Source organism: Fimbriimonadales bacterium (assembly GCA_035559795.1).
Classification (GTDB): Bacteria; Armatimonadota; Fimbriimonadia; order Fimbriimonadales; family ATM1; genus DATMAR01.
Genome location: DATMAR010000009.1, coordinates 34,999 through 51,444, shown reverse-complemented (window position 1 = coordinate 51,444; position 16,446 = coordinate 34,999). Strand labels below are relative to the sequence as shown.

The following is a 16,446-nucleotide window of genomic DNA, read 5'->3' as shown; positions in this document are numbered from 1 at the left end:
ATTCGTTGAAATTTATGGTTAACGAAATCGAACTCGAACACTGGCGTTCTCTGCTTCTCGCGCGAAAAACGTCGGGGGCATCCCCCGATGACTTGCTTTCCGCACTTGCAAGCGTAACGGAAGCAAAGAAACTTACCATCGAAGCACAGCAACTTTTGACAGATGCTTTTTGCTTCGCCAATCGTGGGGCTGCGACGATTGTTACTCTTTCTTTAGGAATGAGGAGTCTGAAACTTCTAAAAGGTCGTGCGGTTATCGAGCGTCCGCGTCGGTTGAGTTTATTCGAACTTCGTCAATTACGCACTGTCGAAAGGGTATCGCAATACGACGTTTCGAGGAGTTATACTGTATTCCAGCGTGAGCAAGGATGGCGAGTGGAAGTTCAGCATAAGAATAAAAAAGGAGGGCCACACCATATCGCATTGAAATGGCTCGACGGGAAGCAAGGTATATGTGTCATTGCCAAAGATGGAAGCCAAATCGAAATGTGCAATTCCATAAATCCCGATTTCGCTTTGTCACTTTCGAAGTTACCTTTCGAATTTTCTCTACGAGGAGTGGGGATCCCGATTGATTGAACGCTACCAAACACCAGGCATCTCGGCGATTTGGTCGCCAGAAAGCAAAGTGCAAACTTGGATGGAAGTCGAGTTGGCTATCACACAGGTTTGTGAAAAGCACGGACTTATTCCTCCCGGAACTACAGAGATTCTGCGCAAGCGCGCAAAGTTCGACCTCGAACGAATAGCAGAATTAGAAAAAGAAACAAGACATGACCTCATGGCATTCGTGCGCAATCTGGAGGAGAATGTCGGAAAAGAAGGACGTTACATTCATTTCGGCGTAACTTCCTATGACGTTATCGATACTGCGAATGCGCTTTTGATAAAACGTTCCACCCAACAAGTCCTCTCTTCCCTATCCAGTTTACGAACGGAAATACGACGTTTAGCGAAAGAATACGCCGATACACCGATGATTGGACGAACTCACGGAGTTCATGCAGAACCGATTACATTCGGATTCAAATTGGCAAATTGGTTTGCAGAACTCAATCGCTCGGAAGAAAGATTGCAACGCGCTGAAAAAGAACTTTCTGTCGGAAAAATCAGCGGCGCGGTCGGTGTGCACGGCATTTTAGGACCAGAAATAGAGAAAGAGGTTTGCGAAATTCTCGGGCTCGAACCTGACCCAGCATCTACTCAAATTGTTTCTCGAGACCGCTATGCGAGTTTGTTTTGCGCATTTGGAATTCTCGCAGGCAGTTTGGAAAAATTCGCAACGGAATTGCGCAATCTGCAGCGGACAGAAATCTTAGAAGTTCAAGAAGAGTTCGCGGCTGGCCAAACCGGTAGCAGTGCTATGCCGCATAAAAGAAATCCATGGCACAGCGAAACGATTTGTGGACTCGCGCGTGTCGTGCGAGGAAATGTCTCGGCAATGTTGGAATGTATTACAACCTGGCACGAACGCGATCTCACGAATTCCAGCGTCGAAAGAATCGTTCTTCCGGACACATTCCACCTCATTGATTTTATGCTTCTTCGATTGAAAAACATTCTTTCTGGGTTGCGAGTATTTCCGGAGAAAATGAGAGAGAACTTAAATATCTTAGGGGATTTAGTTTTCAGCGAACACGTTATGATTGCGTTGATTCGAAAAGGCATGTCTCGAGAGGAGGCTTATCGTGTGGTGCAACGAAACACAGCCAAAGCATGGGAAGGAGAAGATTTTCGAAAAAGCATCGAGAGCGACCCGGATGTCGTTTCCCTTTTGAATCCTGAAGAAATTACAGAATGTTTCGATTTGAATCATCACTTGCGTCATGTCGAACACACTCTTCGCGCGGTCGGCATTTTCGATTAGAGTATAATCGTTTAGCAAAATTGCCCTCGTAGCTCAGGGGATAGAGCGCTTCCGTCCTAAGGAAGGCGTCGGGGGTTCGAGTCCCTCCGAGGGCACCATTTTTTCTTGGAGGATATTCATGAGTACGGTAATCGAACAGTCGTATCCGAAAGTGCGTTGGGACCTCAGTGCGCTTTTCGAAAGCATCGAAGACGAGAGAATCGAAAAAACTTTAAAAGAAGTCGAAAAAAGAGCTGACGAATTCGTTCGAAAATATTACGGAAAAATCGTAAGCCCAGAACTCACACCGAATCTCTTGCTCGAAGCGACACGCGAAATCGAATCCATTTACAACGAATTGCATAAACCACTCTCCTATGCAGAACTTGTCTTTTCCACGAATACAGGAGACCCTAAATTAGGAGCATTTCTCCAAAGGATAAGAGAGCGGGCAAGCGAGATTCAAGTCAAACTTCTCTTCTTCGAATTAGAACTGCAAGCCGCAGACGAAAATCACATCGAAAAATTGCTCCTCGAACCGATTTTAGAAAACTATGCACATTACATTCGAAAGACGCGCATGTTTGCACCTTATCGCCTTTCTGAAAAAGAGGAGATCGTGCTGGAAAAGGTGTCAAACACGGGCAAACGCGCATGGGTGAGATTCCACGACGAGATCCTTTCTAACCACGTTTTTCTTTACAAGAATCCGACAACCGGAGACACCGAACAGCTCAATTTAGAAGGAGTGCTGGACAAACTACGAGACCCGGATAGAACGGTTCGCCAAGCCGCCGCCGATGCACTTTCCGAAGGATTGAATTCTTTGGAACGCACACTGGTGTTCACGTACAACACCTTGCTTCTCGATAAAAAAATCGAAGACGAAATGCGTGGCTACAAATATCCGGAAGCAAGCCGACATCTTGCCAACGAGTTAGACCGCGATGTAGTGGAACTCGTCGTGAACCTGTGTAAGGAAAACTATCCGATGGTCTCGCGTTATTATCACGTCAAACGCGATATCCTCGGTTTGAAGGAAATGACTCACATAGACCGCTATGCTCCGCTGTTTTCTACACAGCAAACGGTTCCATGGGACGAGGCTAAACAAATCGTGTTGGATGCATTTCGGAGATTTTCCGAAAAAATCTCCGAAGCGGCAAAGGAATTCTTCGAAAAGAATTGGATTGATGCCGAACCGAGAATGGGAAAAAGCGGGGGGGCATACTGCTCGAGCAATACTCCCGACACTCATCCGGTCGTCTTCATGAGTTACATGAACAAATTGGATGACGTGATGACGCTCGCTCACGAGTTGGGTCATGGTGTGCATGGATATTTCTCGCGCAAGCAAAGCCTCTTCAATTTCCATCCCACTCTTCCTTTGGCAGAATTAGCGAGCACGTTCGGCGAAATGCTCGTCTTCGATGCTTTAGTCGAGAAAGCGAATCTCCGAGACAAATTAGCGCTTTACGGAGAAAAAATCGAAGGGATTTTTGCGACTATTTTTCGACAAGCAACCATGTACCGCTTCGAACAGGCTTGTCATAGAAAGCGAAGAGAACAAGGGGAACTCGCTCCCGAAGAAATTCACGAACTTTGGCAAACTCTCATGCAAGAAATGTTCGGAGATTCCGTGAAACTCGGTCATCAGCATCGAACTTGGTGGAGTTACATTCCTCATTTCGTTTTCTTGCCGTTTTACGTATATGCCTATTCGTTCGGTGAATTGCTCGTACTTTCTCTATATCAACGCGCGAAACAAGAAGGACCGAAATTTGCAGACAAATATATCGAATTGCTCTCTCTCGGCGGATTTAAATCACCGCAAGAACTCATGGACGTCGTCGGCGTAAATCTGCAAGACCGAGAATTTTGGAAGGGGGGGTTCACAGTCTTGGAAAAACTCCTTTCAGAATTCGAAGGACTTTGGTCGGAGTATTCGAAGCAAACGTAATTGCACCTTCCGAAATACAAATAACGAATCTAAATAGCGCTTACGAGTCACCGCCTTCGAGTGCGTTGCTTCTACCCTATCAATCTAATAGTTCGTTATTTTTTAAGTCAGTGATTCAGCACATGGGATGAAAGCAACCCAATCGAAATCAATTGGGCCTATATCTTCTTGACTTTCACCGTCTTGCCACAATCGGACTTTGAATCCACGGAAAGTCGTACATGTATGGTCGACTGACAATCTCACCGCGGCGTTGCGTCCGCATCCAGGGGTGGAGTTAATGGGAATCACAACCGCGTTTTCGTATTCACCTGCCCCTATATGCTCTGCGCAATAGTGAAAATTGAACGCCTCTTTCCACGGCACGGTGACCTGAGCATCCTCCGCACATAGGCTCACACCGGTGCAGCGACCGAACAAAACGAGAGTTCGTGTCATATCTTCCCCCTTTTAGGAAGGCTTCCTACCTCCTATTGTATCGAACTTTTTCCGAAAACAATGAAGTATTTATAAAAATGACGTTTTAGCCTCCGTAGGAGCGCCGCAAGGCGCGAAAACCGTAGTAGCGCTGTAAGACGCGAAAATCGTAGGAGCGCTGTAAGGCGCGATAAAAGTTTCTCTCGATCCCTCTCTATGCGTTGTAAGGCAGATAAGCAAAAATAGACAGAATTGAGCACGACCAAACGCAGGACAATCTCCGGCTTTCTATGGCAGGTGGTAGGGCTGCTTGCACAAAACGGCACTGCATTCCTCGCCACCATCGTCCTCGCCCGATTCCTCTCTAAAGAGGATTTCGGTGTGATTGCCATCGCAATAGGAACAGTCCAGTTCTGCGAAATGCTGCGCTATGGAGGGATCACGCAAGCCTTCGTCGCCTATCACGGCGATGAAGAAGCGGCACGTCATACCGCTTTCTGGCTTTCCGTAATTCCGGGTGTCTTGTTCACATTAGCGTTGATCTTCCTTGCGCCATTTGCCGCAGTCTTCTTCGATGCACCCATTCTTTCTCCGATTCTCACGGTTTTGGCTTTCACTCATCTCATAGACAGTTTTCGCATCGTTCCTCATTCCACTCTTCTTCGACAAGAACGTTTGCGCGAAAAGGCGATTGCAGAAGCAATTCCTTTCATCCTCAGCGCAGTCATCGCCATCGTGGCTGCCATCGTGCTCCCCCCCCAATCTCGTGTTTGGGCACTCGTTGCCATGTACTTCGCTCGTTATCTCGGCATCGCTCTGCTCTTCAATATCTTTTCCCCTTATCTTCCGAAGTTCTCTTACTCTCGTGAGATCGGAAAAATTTTGGCGACTCGTGGACTGGCAATCCTTCTTTCGAACATCCCTGCAAGTTCTTTGGAACAAATCAACTTCGTCATTTTAGGAAAGCGCATCGGAGAGGGGGGGGTCGGTTTATTTCGCATGGCATGGAATGTAACGACCCCCACCTCTGTCATCGCCCACGCCGCAAATTGGACCTTGTTTCGCCCCATTGCCGTCGCCGCGCATGAAAACGCAGAAAAATTGCAAAGTATCTTCCTCCGCTCCCTGCGTGCTATCAGTTTGTTGAGCACGGCGACTCTCACTTGGTTAATTTTAGTTGCACAAGACCTCGTTCCTCTCCTCTTAGGTCCAAATTGGAACGATGCAATCACCCCTGCAAAATGGCTCTGTTTCGCCGTATTGGTGAGAACATTCACTTATATCTGCACGAACGCAATGCAAGCCTCTGGTGTACCGCAATATGCTTCCATTACTTGGTGGATTACTTTCTTTATGGGCATCGCCCTGCTTTCCTTTTATCCCATGCTTCCGGGAGATGCTCTCACCCCCTCGGTAATAACAGCAGTTTTTTATGCGGTTTCGGGAATGCTCGCACTCACCCTTGCCGCGTTTGCTTTTAGAATTTCCTTTTTATCCGTCGTCGAAGCGCTCCTACCTTCGATAATCGCATGTGGACTGGCTTCACTCGCAAGCGCCGCAGTTTTGTATTCGAAAGTTTTCGATGCAATGCCATTAGTCCGTCTCTTAGTCGTTTCCCTTGTATACGCCTTCGTTTTCCTGCCTTTATGTGGAAGAATGATGGGCATCGGTTATAAAGCCCTTTTCCGACCGAGCGGATGGAAAGAAATGCTCCGAGCCACCTAAGCCCAGGCTAAAAACCTCTATAGAGAGGGCGATCGAAACGTCTTAAAATAGGAGAGACTATAAAGTGACTATGGCACCCATATGCCCCAAATGCCATGCCCAACTAAACCAGGAGGCTCCGTTTTGCATTTATTGCGGAACTGCACTTAAGTCGGGTAGCGCCAAACGAGTTCCGAACTGGGTGCCTCTATTTGTGGGTTTGTTGATATTGGGCATATTGGCATTCACAGTTCAGAGTTTGGGCGGATTTCGTCTTTTTGGAAAAACAAACGACACCAATTCGTTGAGCACGGCAAGCAAGTTGCCTGCGCCGCTTTTAGCGAGCCCCAAAGAAATGGAACAACCCAAAACCGTTGTTGGAGAGTCTTCTTCGGAAACTCCTCGATTAGGAGTCGCGGGAAAAAGAGACGACCCTATGCTTGCGTTGGAAGGTTCTCGAATGCCGGATGATTTGCGAAACTGGCTTCGTCATCTAAAACGAGTGGATATGAAGCGAGAAGAAATGAATCGCAAACTCGCAGGAGAATTGGTCGAGAAAGCATTATCGATAAAACCGGGAACTTTCACGGATATAGAGGAACTGGAAGCAGATGCCGAACGAAGGAAAAATACCGCAAGCCAAGAGATTTCGAGCCTCGTTCCCGAATTTCGCGAATTAATTCGAGAGTTTCATAAACTTCCACCACCGACCGAAGCGCAGCCAATTGCGCAAGAGTACGACAGAGCACTACTCGCGATGATGGAGATGACACAAGAAATCATGAATGCCTTAGCAAAAGAAGATTTGTCTGCACTTATGAGCATGCTGAACTCGAGTTACTCCAGAATAGACGAGCGAGTGAAATTCACGAACGAACGAGTTGACCAACTCTGCAAAAAATACAATGAGCCGAATGTCTATAAACTTTACGTAGAGACACCGTCTTCGGGTGGAACGTATTACCAAGACATTTTAAAAGGTCTCGGTGGGCTATAATAATCGGACTTTATAGTATGGCGAGTGCTAAGTCTATCGATGTCTAAATTGCGAATTTACGATTCTCTTTCTCGTTCCATAGTGGATTTCGTTCCACGCGACCCGGGGCGAGTTTCTATTTACGCTTGTGGCTTAACTCCGCAAGCGCCCTCGCATCTCGGGCACATGAGGGGGGCGGTTCTTTTCGATGTCATCCGACGCTGGTTCGAATATCTCGGTTACGAAGTGAATTTCGTCCAAAACTTCACGGATATCGACGACAAAATCATTAGAAAAAGCAAAGAAGAAGGAATCCCTCCGGAAGAAGTCGCCAAAAAATACTCAAAAATGTATCTCGAAGATTTGACGGCTCTCGGTGTCAGACCCGCTAAATGGGTCTATGTAACGGAAAACATCCCCGTGATTATCGAGATGATTCAAAAACTTATCGAGCGTGGGGCGGCGTATGTAGTAGATGGTGACGTCTATTTTCGTGTGCTTTCTTTTCCGCAGTATGGAAAGTTGAGCCGTAGGAAACTTAGCGAAATGCAAGCGGGTGCTCGCATCGAAGTAGACGAAAGAAAAGAACACCCTATGGATTTCGCACTTTGGAAGGCGGCGAAACCGGGCGAACCGAGTTGGGACAGCCCATGGGGAAAAGGAAGACCCGGATGGCATATCGAATGTTCCGCCCTTTCATTGAAAGAACTCGGTCCCAACTTCGATATCCATGCCGGTGGAGTGGACCTCGTGTTTCCCCACCATGAAAACGAAATCGCTCAATCGGAAGCCTATCTCGGAAAACCCGAATTCGCCCGAATATGGATGCATTGGGGCGCGGTTCGTCTCGCGGAAAAAAAGATGAGCAAATCCGAAGGAAACGTAATGGAAACGCGGGAAGTGCTGGAACGCTTCTCTCCTCAAAGCATTCGCTTGTTCCTTTTAGGAACGAGTTATCGCAGTCCTATCGAATACACGGAAACACGAATGCACGATTCCGAGAGTGCGAGCGAACGAATTCGAATCGCTTTGCAACGCGTAACTTCCCTTCTCGGGAAAAACGAAGAGGAACCTAAAGCAGAAGATTACGTACAGCGTTTCACAGATGCGATGAACGACGATTTCAACACCGCCGGCGCAATCGGTGTTATGTACGAAGCCATCGGAGAAATCAACGAATTGCTTTCAGAAAATCCCAAAAAAAATGAAAAGCGAATCCATTCTTTGAGAAATGCAGTCGAATGGTTTTTGGAGATTCTGGGTCTTACCATGCCTAAAGAGGAAATTTTCACAGATGGCATGACGGAAAAAGTTCTTTCGTTAATTATTAAATGGAGAAACGAATTACGCGCACAAAAACAATTCGCTTTCGCCGACAAAATTCGGGAAGATTTGAAACACTTAGGGATTCTTTTGGAAGATACTACGGAAGGTACGATTTGGAGAAAAGTATAAGAAGAGTCAAGGCATTTTGGCTACTCCTCACGATTGTCCCCGTCGTCGCACTCGCGGGGGGGTTGGCTGCTTATGTGGCGATTCAAGAACCCGTTACCCCGAAAGGCTTGGTGCTCGAGGGCATGCCTGTAGGGGAATTGACGAAAAACGAATTACACGAAAAATTAATAACTTGGTGGTCTCAAAAGAAAAACCGACTTCTTTACCCGAAATCGCACCTGTTATCATCCCCCCCTGGACCCATCTCTTTCGAACGAGCGGGAATCCGTCCTGATTTCGAAAAAATTCTGGAAAAGGCTCCATTCGTTTCTCCCATCGGAAAACTTCTCGACCGTGATCCCACGCAACAAGAACTCGAGATCTTTTGGAAACTCGAAAAAGTGGATTATGGGTTCTTAGAAGCTTTCGTCGAAAGAGTTACTCCGAAACCGAGACCTGCATCGGTGGAATATCGCGACGGTCAAATCTTCGTGCAACACGAAATCACCCCTACGCGCTTGGAAACGAAGGAAATCGGAGAGAGGATTCTCATCGCAGTACGCAATGGCAAAGACGAATTCGAATTGCCCCTTTATCGTGAAGCACCTCGATACCCCAGCGAAGCGCTCAATACCATTACGGATGTGGTAAGCGAATTTACCACTGCGTTCAAGACTTCACAAGCCAACCGAAGCGCTAACATCGCCCTCGCCGCAAGCAAACTCAACGGAAAAATACTCATGCCCGGTGAAAAATTGAGTTTCAACGAAACCGTCGGAAAACGTTTGCGAAGCGAAGGGTTCAAACTCGCACCTGTATATGTAGCAGGCCGCCATGAACAGGGACTCGGGGGGGGAATCTGTCAGGTTTGCACCACGCTTTACAACACGGTTCTCTTTGCAAATTTGGAAATTTTGAAAAGACAGAACCACTCTATGCCGGTCCCCTATGTTCCGATTGGAAGAGATGCGACCGTGAACTGGGGAAGCATCGATTTGGTGTTTCGAAATTCCTACAAAACTCCCATCGCTATCGTTTCCGAAGTGAAAAAAGGAAAATTGACCTTCCGAATTTTAGGGAAAAAAGACCCCACGATTTCCGTATCGCTCATCACGACCGACCACGCAAGTTGGGGCAACGGCGTGAAATATGTGTTCGACCCTTCTCTTCCTGCGGGGAAAAAGAAGGTTATCGAAAAAGGAAGCATGGGAAGACGCTGCGTAACTTGGAGAATCGTGAGGAAAAACGGAAAAGAAATCAAACGGGAGAAATTGGGTGTTAGTATATATAAAGCCTTTCCGCGCATCGTCGCCTATGGACCGAAAGAGGAAGAGGAGATTATCGGAACGGACGAAGAGCCACCGACTACTCCGCCCGATGACGGAGAAGAGTAAAACAATTTCGAGTGTTATGCTCGTTATTCCTTAACTGCTCTCGCTTTAAATCCTTCCAATCGAATATCGAGTAACGAAAGTGCTCTTTGCTTTTTTTACCGCTTCAATTCCTGTATGAGTTGTGGATATTTCTCGCATACCACTTTGCGCTTCACCTTCAAACTCGGTGTCAACTCCCCCGTTTCCGGTGACCATTTCTCGGGAACGAGTCGGAAACGTTTAACACGTTCATAATCCGACAACTGCGCATTCACTTTGTCTACTTCGGCTCGATAGAGTTCCAACACCTGCGGATATTGTATGACTTCCGTCCAATGCGCGCATCCGAGTCCCTTATTCTCGCATATATGTTTCAAAAGTTCGAAATTAGGAACGATGAGCGCAGCGATGTAATCCATATCATCGCCTATAACCATGACTTCATCCACATAAGGACTCGAACGAAGCAAATTCTCGATGCGCTCAGGACTCACATTTTTTCCGTTCGCCATGACGATAATATCTTTTTTGCGCCCCGTTATCCATAATCGCCTACCTTCCATGCGACCCAAATCGCCCGTATGAAACCACCCTTCTTCATCTATCGCCTCCGCCGTGTCTTTAGGTTTATTGTGATAACGCAACATCACGCTCGGACCACGAACTAGAATCTCGCCATCCTCTGCAATCCTGACCTCTAGACCTTCTAAAATTTCTCCTACGCTGTCGTAGCGATTTCTTCCCGGATGATTCACGGAGATTACAGGCGCAGTTTCTGTCAGCCCGTATCCTTGCAACACCAAAATACCGAATGCGCCGAAGAATTCTGCGAGGTCAGGAGGAAGAGCAGCCCCCCCACTCACCATAAAACGCAGCCTTCCCCCGAAGCGTTCACGCACTTTCGAAGCCACGAGTTTATCGAGAAGCCCACCGAAAAGTCCGACGGGACGCAACTGATTCTCTAAACGTCTTTTGCCATTCGACAAAACTTTTCTAAATAACCAACGTTTGATTGCCGTTCCTTCTTCGACTGCTGTGAGAATACGATGACGAACTGCGTCTAAAAAACGTGGAACGGTCAATACGATAGTGGGTTTCGCTAAAATCATATCTTGCGCAACCGTACGCAGAGATTCGGCGTAAGCGATTTCCGCTCCACACGAAATCGGAAGAAAGTGACCTGCCATGCGCTCGTAAACATGAGACAGCGGTAAAAAACTCAAAAAACGGTCTTTATGGTCTACCGGTAAATTTTTGCGAATAGATTCGCACAAAAATGTAAAGGCTCTATGCGGAAGCACAGCCCCTTTCGGTTCTCCCGTCGTACCACTCGTGTAGATAATCGTCGCAACGTCTTCTGGATGTATTTCTTTACATCTTGCGATCCATTTCTGCATCGTGAAGTCGCTGTTTTCCCCCTCTTTCACCAAACGCTCTAAATCGTAAAATCCCTCTCCGCCCCCGCTAATAAGCACGGTGAACAAAGGCTGATTATTCTCGTTCGCCGCTTTTTCGAGTTTTTCCGCTATCTTCTTGTCGCCAGCGATGGCGATTTTCGCGCAAGAGTCTTTCAAGATGTAAGCGACTTGGTCGTAAAGCAAAGTCGGATAAATAGGCACCGTGATGGCGCCTAAACTCATAATCGCCCAATCCACCAACGCCCACTCCGCCGAGTTCTCCGCCATGATGGCGACCACGTCTCCCGCTTTCACGTCGCATTCCGCAAAGCCTCGAGCGAGTTCATAAACTCTTTCGCGCATCTCGCCGTATCGAATAGGAACGAATTCGTTGCGCACCCTTTTCAAAAGTGCGGGCTTGGACGACCATTTATCGCAACTTTCTAAAAAAACCTGAGGGAGAGTTCGAAACTCCTCCATTGTTTTCTATTGTAACGGACGATAGGCATTAAGAGGATGCGTCACATGTCCAAAGGTACAATTAAGGCGAAAACTAAGTTGAACATGCACCTCCATGAGTGGGTGCGAAGGTTAAAAACCCCTCCGCTCACTCCCGGGAAACAATCCTGGAACGATATTTGCATAGAAGCCCAGGCTCCGTTCTTGGCTTCGGCTTGGTTGCGTCTGGAGGATTCCCGAAAACGCTTTCTGATTGTCGTGCCGGACTATGAACGCGCTTTGGAATGGGAGGCGAAACTTATTCTCTGCGGGGTTCCCTCTTCCGCCATAAAACATCTTCCCAGCGGATTGGGGACACTTTTCGACGAAGGACCCCCGGAATATCAGGCGCTTTCGGACAGGATAGATGCGCTGCAAGCATTGACGAAGCGTAATCCTTGCATCGTTTTAGCCACACCGAATGCAGTTTTAGAAAAAACTTGGCCTCCGGAGGAATTCCGAAAAGCAACTTTCCATTTAGAAGTCGGTGGAGAAATTTCTTCCCAGCATCTCCTTCGCAATCTCCAACGAATCGGTTACGAACACGAAGAGTCCGTCCGCCAACCAGGAAGTTTCAGTTTACGGGGGGGCATCATAGACGTTTTTCCCAGCGGAGCAGAACTTCCTACACGAATCGAGTTATTCGGCGACACCATAGAAAGTCTAAGACGCTTCGATGCGGAAAGCCAACGAAGTATTCTTCCTGTAAAAGATGTGTCAATCCCCCCCGCGAGGTGTCTGGGTTTTACGATCGATCCGAAGAAAGCAGCCCAAAAAGTACTCGAATTGGCAAAAGAACAAACGAAAAAACTCCCTCAAGATATCGCTAAAGAATTCATTGCCTCTGTGGAATCCGATGCCAGGGTGATCGAAAAAGGAATCCCCTTCGAGCGCTTGGAACTTTATCTCCCCATCGTGATGCCGAACGCGGCTTGCGCTATAGATTATCTCGATGATGGATTCCTCTTCTTACAAGAACCATTGGAATTAGAAATACATGCAAACCGAAATGCAGAAAACCTGCATACCGTTTTGCAACAAAGGTTCGAGCGTGGAGAATCTCTTTCCTTTCAAAACGAAGATTTCATTTTCCCTGTAAAAAAATTCAACGAAAGTTCCAACATAGTTGCGCTTTGTTCTTACAGCGGCGAGACTTCATGGCTTTCCATTTCGAAAGAAACGAAATTAAAGGTGAGCAGTTTAGCCCCCCACCGAGGACGCGCTGATGCATTAGCAAAAGTCTTCGGGAATTGGCAAAAGGAAAATGTCCAACTTTGTTTTGCGACGGACCAACCCAACCGTGCGAAAGCGTTGCTCGAAAACATAAAACTCTTTCCACGGGAAGTCGAAGAAGGTGATGAAATCTCGCTCTCCGAGAGCGGTGCTATTCTCCTGAAGGGAAATCTTTCGGGTGGGTTCTTAGATGCCGAACAAAAGAAAGCCCTCATTACGGATGCCGAACTTTTTGGTGTAGGTCGCTTACGTCTTCCTCAGAAAAGATTCAAAGAAGGAATCCCGATCGTTTCCGTTTTGGATTTGAATCCGGGAGACTACGTCGTACACATCCATTTCGGAATCGGAATTTACAGAGGTTTGACGACTCGTGTAGTAGACGGAGTAGAGAAAGAATTTCTTAATATCGAATACCAGACGCCCGACCGTCTACTGGTGCCTGTTGACCAACTCGACCGAATTCAAAAATATCTCAGTCCCAGTGATTCCCCCCCGAAAATTCATCGTCTCAGCGGTGCAGAATGGCAGCGAACTCTGCGCGCTGCGAAACGAGGCGCAGAGGATTTGGCGCGCGATTTGCTGAAAGTGTATGCAAAACGAGCCATGGAAACACGCCCCCCCTATGGTGAGGACACGCCTTGGCAAACCGAAATGGAAGCCACTTTCCCATGGGTAGAGACTCCTGCACAAATTCGAGCAATCGAAGAAATCAAAAAAGATATGAACGAACCCCATCCGATGGACCGCTTGGTGTGCGGAGACGTGGGATTCGGAAAAACGGAAGTGGCGATACGCGCCGCATTCAAAGTCGTACAAACAGGACGGCAAGTGGCATTGCTTTGCCCCACCACGGTCTTGTCGGACCAACATTATCTTACTTTCAGTGAACGGTTAGCACCATTCCCAATAAAAATCGCGCTTCTCAATCGTTTTCGCAAAACAAAAGAGCGCCAAGAGGTGATACAAGGTTTAAAGGATGGAACTATCGATATCGTCATCGGTACGCACGCACTCCTACAAAAAGGGGTTGAATTCAAAAACCTCGGTCTTCTCATCGTTGACGAAGAACAGAGATTCGGCGTGAAAGACAAAGAACGATTAAAACAACTTCGAACCTCCGTAGACGTTCTCACTTTAACAGCGACTCCGATTCCTCGTACCTTGAGCATGGCATTGATGAACATCCGGGAAATGTCGCTCATTGATGACCCCCCACCCGGAAGACTTTCTATACGTACTTACGTAAAACCTTACAGCGACCAATTGGTGAGAGAAGCGATTTTCCGAGAACTTTCGAGACACGGTCAAGTTCTCTACGTCTTCAATCGAATCGAAGGAATACAACACGTAGCAGAGCGAATTCGACGAATGCTTCCGAACGCAAAAATCGCAGTCGCGCATGGAAGAATGTCAGCCGATGAACTCGAACCGATTATGACGGCATTTTATCATCGTGAAATTGACGTGCTCGTTTGCACGACCATCATCGAAAACGGTATTGATAACCCGAACGTTAACACTCTCATTGTCGAAGGCGCTGACCGTATGGGTCTTGCACAACTTTATCAACTTCGAGGCAGAGTGGGGCGGAGCGACCGTCAAGCTTACGCATATCTTCTCTTCCGTTCTGGAAAAGCGCTTACGAACGAAGCGCTCGAACGCTTGCGCGCATTGCAAGAATTCAGCGAATTAGGTTCTGGATATTCTTTAGCCTTTCGAGACCTTCAAATTCGTGGAGCTGGAGAAATTTTAGGCGCAAAACAACACGGACTCATGGCGAGTGTCGGTTATGAAATGTACGTGCAACTCGTAAACGAGGCGATTCGACAACTCAAAGAAGCGACAGAAAAAGGTGGGGAACGCGCCGCAAGGCTCACGCCTGTGGATTTCGATATCCGTCAGGTACTCACCGAACTCCCCCCCTTCGAAATTCCAGCAGCGGCGTATTTCCCCAAATCGTACATCGCAGAAGACGGACAACGGCTCTTTTATTACAAAAAACTCATGGAGGTGAGAAGCGAAGAGAACTTGCATGCAATCGAAGAAGAACTGCGTGACCGTTACGGAGCTCTTCCACCTGCCGCGCAAAATGCGTGCAAATTAGTCCATCTTCGCCTTCTCGCACACGATTTGGGAATTCGAAAATTGGAAAGCGCAAACGGAAAATTAGTGGCTTGGTTTTCGCAAGGTCGCGAACTCCCTCTCAAAGCGATTCACGCCTTGCAACGAGCGCATAGGGGCTTGCGTTTTCGCCCCGACCTTGCCGAATGGAGGCGTACGACGGACGCCATCGCCTCTGCGGAATCGTTCCTAAACGCAATCCGAGCCGCTCTTCAAGAAGCAATCGCGGCAAAATCCGCCGCTCGCTGACCTCAGTTTCGGGGGGGCTGACCTTTTCGAAATCCTATAGTTCGAAAAAAGAGCCGCAGCGAAGGCAAATCCTTCTTGGAATATTATAAAATGTTCAACATGACCGCGCCTGCCGAAAAGAAAAGAAAAACGAGGCTCGTCCACAAAAAGAAGGGCGTCGGTGCACCACCTGGAACTCTGATCCCGGAAGTCGGCGCTCCGCCACCATCCATCATTCTTTGCTCCTACGATTCTGAGAGTTACGAGGAGCAAAAAATCGAAAACGTCGAAGACATCCAAGCGTTCCTCAATAAACGCGCAGTTACTTGGGTCGATGTTCTCAGCGCAAATGACCCGGCGACGATTAAAAGAATCGGGGAAATTTTCGAAATCCATCCCCTCACGCTGGAAGACGTCATGAACAAACACCAAAGAGCGAAATGCGAGGATTACGAAAAATATCGCTTTATCGTAGCGCAAGCTGTGCAGTGGAAAGAAACGCTGGAAATCGAAGACATCAGCATTATCTTAGGAAATAATTTTATTTTGACTTTCCAAGAAAGACCGAACGACAATTTCGCTCTCATTCGAAACCGCATCAGAAATTCCCATGGAATTATCCGAACTCAAAGTGTGGATTACCTTGCTTATTCGATTTTGGATTCTATCGTAGATGGTTACTTCCCGACCTTGGAAGCCATCGGAGAAAAACTGGAGAACTTGGAAGACCAGATTATCGCTCGTCCCGAGCATCAATGGATTTCGTCTCTGCATATGATTAAACGCGACCTGCTTGCGATTCGCCGCATTCTTTGGCCTCTTCGAGATGCTTTGAATACGCTTATTCGAGATTTTTATTCTACATTCCATCAAGAAACGGGATTGCATCTGAGAGATTGCTACGACCACGTGATTCGCCTCATAGACCTCACGGAAATGTACCGAGAGGTCGCAACCGATTTGAGAGATGTCTATCTTACGAGTCTGACGAATCGAACGAATGACATCATGCGAGTTCTCACAGTGGTTGCAACCATATTCATGCCGATCACATTCATCTCCAGTATTTATGGAATGAATTTCGACCGCTCCTCGCCATACAATATGCCGGAATTAGGCTGGTATTACGGTTATCCCATTATTTTAGGGGTGATGACGCTCATCGGTTTAGCCATGTTATTTTATTTTTATAAAAAAGGTTGGGTAACTATGCGCGATATCACGTTACACGAGCCGAAAGAGTAACGATATTTTTTCATT

11 protein-coding genes and 1 tRNA gene are annotated in these 16,446 nt (G+C 47.3%); 10 read left to right on the top strand and 2 right to left on the bottom strand.

Annotation, left to right across the window (positions count from 1 at the left end; genetic code table 11):
• Nucleotides 1-14: 14 nt before the first annotated feature.
• From VNK96_05785 to VNK96_05770, 4 genes are all read left to right on the top strand, one after another.
• Nucleotides 15-578: a hypothetical protein gene (locus VNK96_05785; GenBank protein ID HWP31215.1), complete on the top strand. Its 564-nt coding sequence runs from the start codon at nt 15-17 to the stop codon at nt 576-578.
• Entirely contained in the window at nt 571-1,866 is a 1,296-nt protein-coding gene (purB, locus tag VNK96_05780; protein ID HWP31214.1) for an adenylosuccinate lyase, read from the top strand. The genes VNK96_05785 and purB overlap by 8 nt, the downstream gene beginning before the upstream one ends.
• A gap of 22 nt (nt 1,867-1,888) precedes the next feature.
• A tRNA-Arg gene (locus VNK96_05775) sits at nt 1,889-1,964 on the top strand.
• A gap of 20 nt (nt 1,965-1,984) precedes the next feature.
• Nucleotides 1,985-3,805 carry a M3 family oligoendopeptidase gene (locus tag VNK96_05770; protein HWP31213.1) on the top strand — a complete coding sequence of 607 codons (1,821 nt, stop codon included), beginning with the start codon at nt 1,985-1,987 and terminating at the stop codon, nt 3,803-3,805.
• A 102-nt stretch (nt 3,806-3,907) separates the two neighbouring features.
• On the opposite strand, the gene VNK96_05765 is transcribed toward VNK96_05770, so the two are convergent.
• Nucleotides 3,908-4,243, bottom strand: coding sequence for a hypothetical protein (locus VNK96_05765; protein HWP31212.1), 336 nt, complete (start codon nt 4,241-4,243; stop codon nt 3,908-3,910).
• A 231-nt stretch (nt 4,244-4,474) separates the two neighbouring features.
• On the opposite strand from VNK96_05765, the gene VNK96_05760 reads away from it, so the two are divergent.
• The 4 genes from VNK96_05760 (at nt 4,475) to VNK96_05745 (ending at nt 9,730) form a co-directional block, all read left to right on the top strand.
• A complete protein-coding gene (locus tag VNK96_05760) occupies nt 4,475-5,947 on the top strand; it encodes an oligosaccharide flippase family protein (GenBank protein ID HWP31211.1) in 1,473 nt (490 codons plus the stop codon).
• Between the two features lie 181 nt (nt 5,948-6,128).
• Nucleotides 6,129-6,923 (top strand): hypothetical protein, encoded by a 795-nt coding sequence (locus tag VNK96_05755; GenBank protein ID HWP31210.1) that lies wholly within the window; start codon nt 6,129-6,131, stop codon nt 6,921-6,923.
• A gap of 39 nt (nt 6,924-6,962) precedes the next feature.
• Entirely contained in the window at nt 6,963-8,357 is a 1,395-nt protein-coding gene (cysS, locus tag VNK96_05750; protein HWP31209.1) for a cysteine--tRNA ligase, read from the top strand.
• Nucleotides 8,342-9,730, top strand: coding sequence for a VanW family protein (locus tag VNK96_05745; GenBank protein ID HWP31208.1), 1,389 nt, complete (start codon nt 8,342-8,344; stop codon nt 9,728-9,730). Before cysS ends, VNK96_05745 begins: the two co-directional genes overlap by 16 nt.
• Nucleotides 9,731-9,825: 95 nt before the next feature.
• Here the strand turns inward: VNK96_05745 and VNK96_05740 are convergent, their stop codons facing one another.
• Nucleotides 9,826-11,586, bottom strand: a complete 1,761-nt coding sequence (locus VNK96_05740) for a long-chain fatty acid--CoA ligase (protein ID HWP31207.1) — start codon at nt 11,584-11,586, stop codon at nt 9,826-9,828.
• An 84-nt stretch (nt 11,587-11,670) separates the two neighbouring features.
• Between VNK96_05740 and mfd the strand changes: the two genes are divergently transcribed.
• Nucleotides 11,671-15,207, top strand: a complete 3,537-nt coding sequence (gene mfd / locus VNK96_05735) for a transcription-repair coupling factor (protein HWP31206.1) — start codon at nt 11,671-11,673, stop codon at nt 15,205-15,207.
• A 90-nt stretch (nt 15,208-15,297) separates the two neighbouring features.
• Nucleotides 15,298-16,431, top strand: a complete 1,134-nt coding sequence (gene corA, locus VNK96_05730; protein ID HWP31205.1) for a magnesium/cobalt transporter CorA — start codon at nt 15,298-15,300, stop codon at nt 16,429-16,431.
• The last annotated feature ends 15 nt before the right edge of the window (nt 16,432-16,446 follow it).

Coding starts and splice junctions, on each gene's coding strand:
- VNK96_05785 (HWP31215.1), top strand. CDS start 15: ATGGTTAACGAAATCGAACTCGAACACTGGCGTTCTCTGCTTCTCGCG.
- VNK96_05770 (HWP31213.1), top strand. CDS start 1,985: ATGAGTACGGTAATCGAACAGTCGTATCCGAAAGTGCGTTGGGACCTC.
- VNK96_05765 (HWP31212.1), bottom strand. CDS start 4,243: ATGACACGAACTCTCGTTTTGTTCGGTCGCTGCACCGGTGTGAGCCTA.
- cysS (HWP31209.1), top strand. CDS start 6,963: ATGTCTAAATTGCGAATTTACGATTCTCTTTCTCGTTCCATAGTGGAT.
- VNK96_05740 (HWP31207.1), bottom strand. CDS start 11,586: ATGGAGGAGTTTCGAACTCTCCCTCAGGTTTTTTTAGAAAGTTGCGAT.
- mfd (HWP31206.1), top strand. CDS start 11,671: ATGCACCTCCATGAGTGGGTGCGAAGGTTAAAAACCCCTCCGCTCACT.
- corA (HWP31205.1), top strand. CDS start 15,298: ATGTTCAACATGACCGCGCCTGCCGAAAAGAAAAGAAAAACGAGGCTC.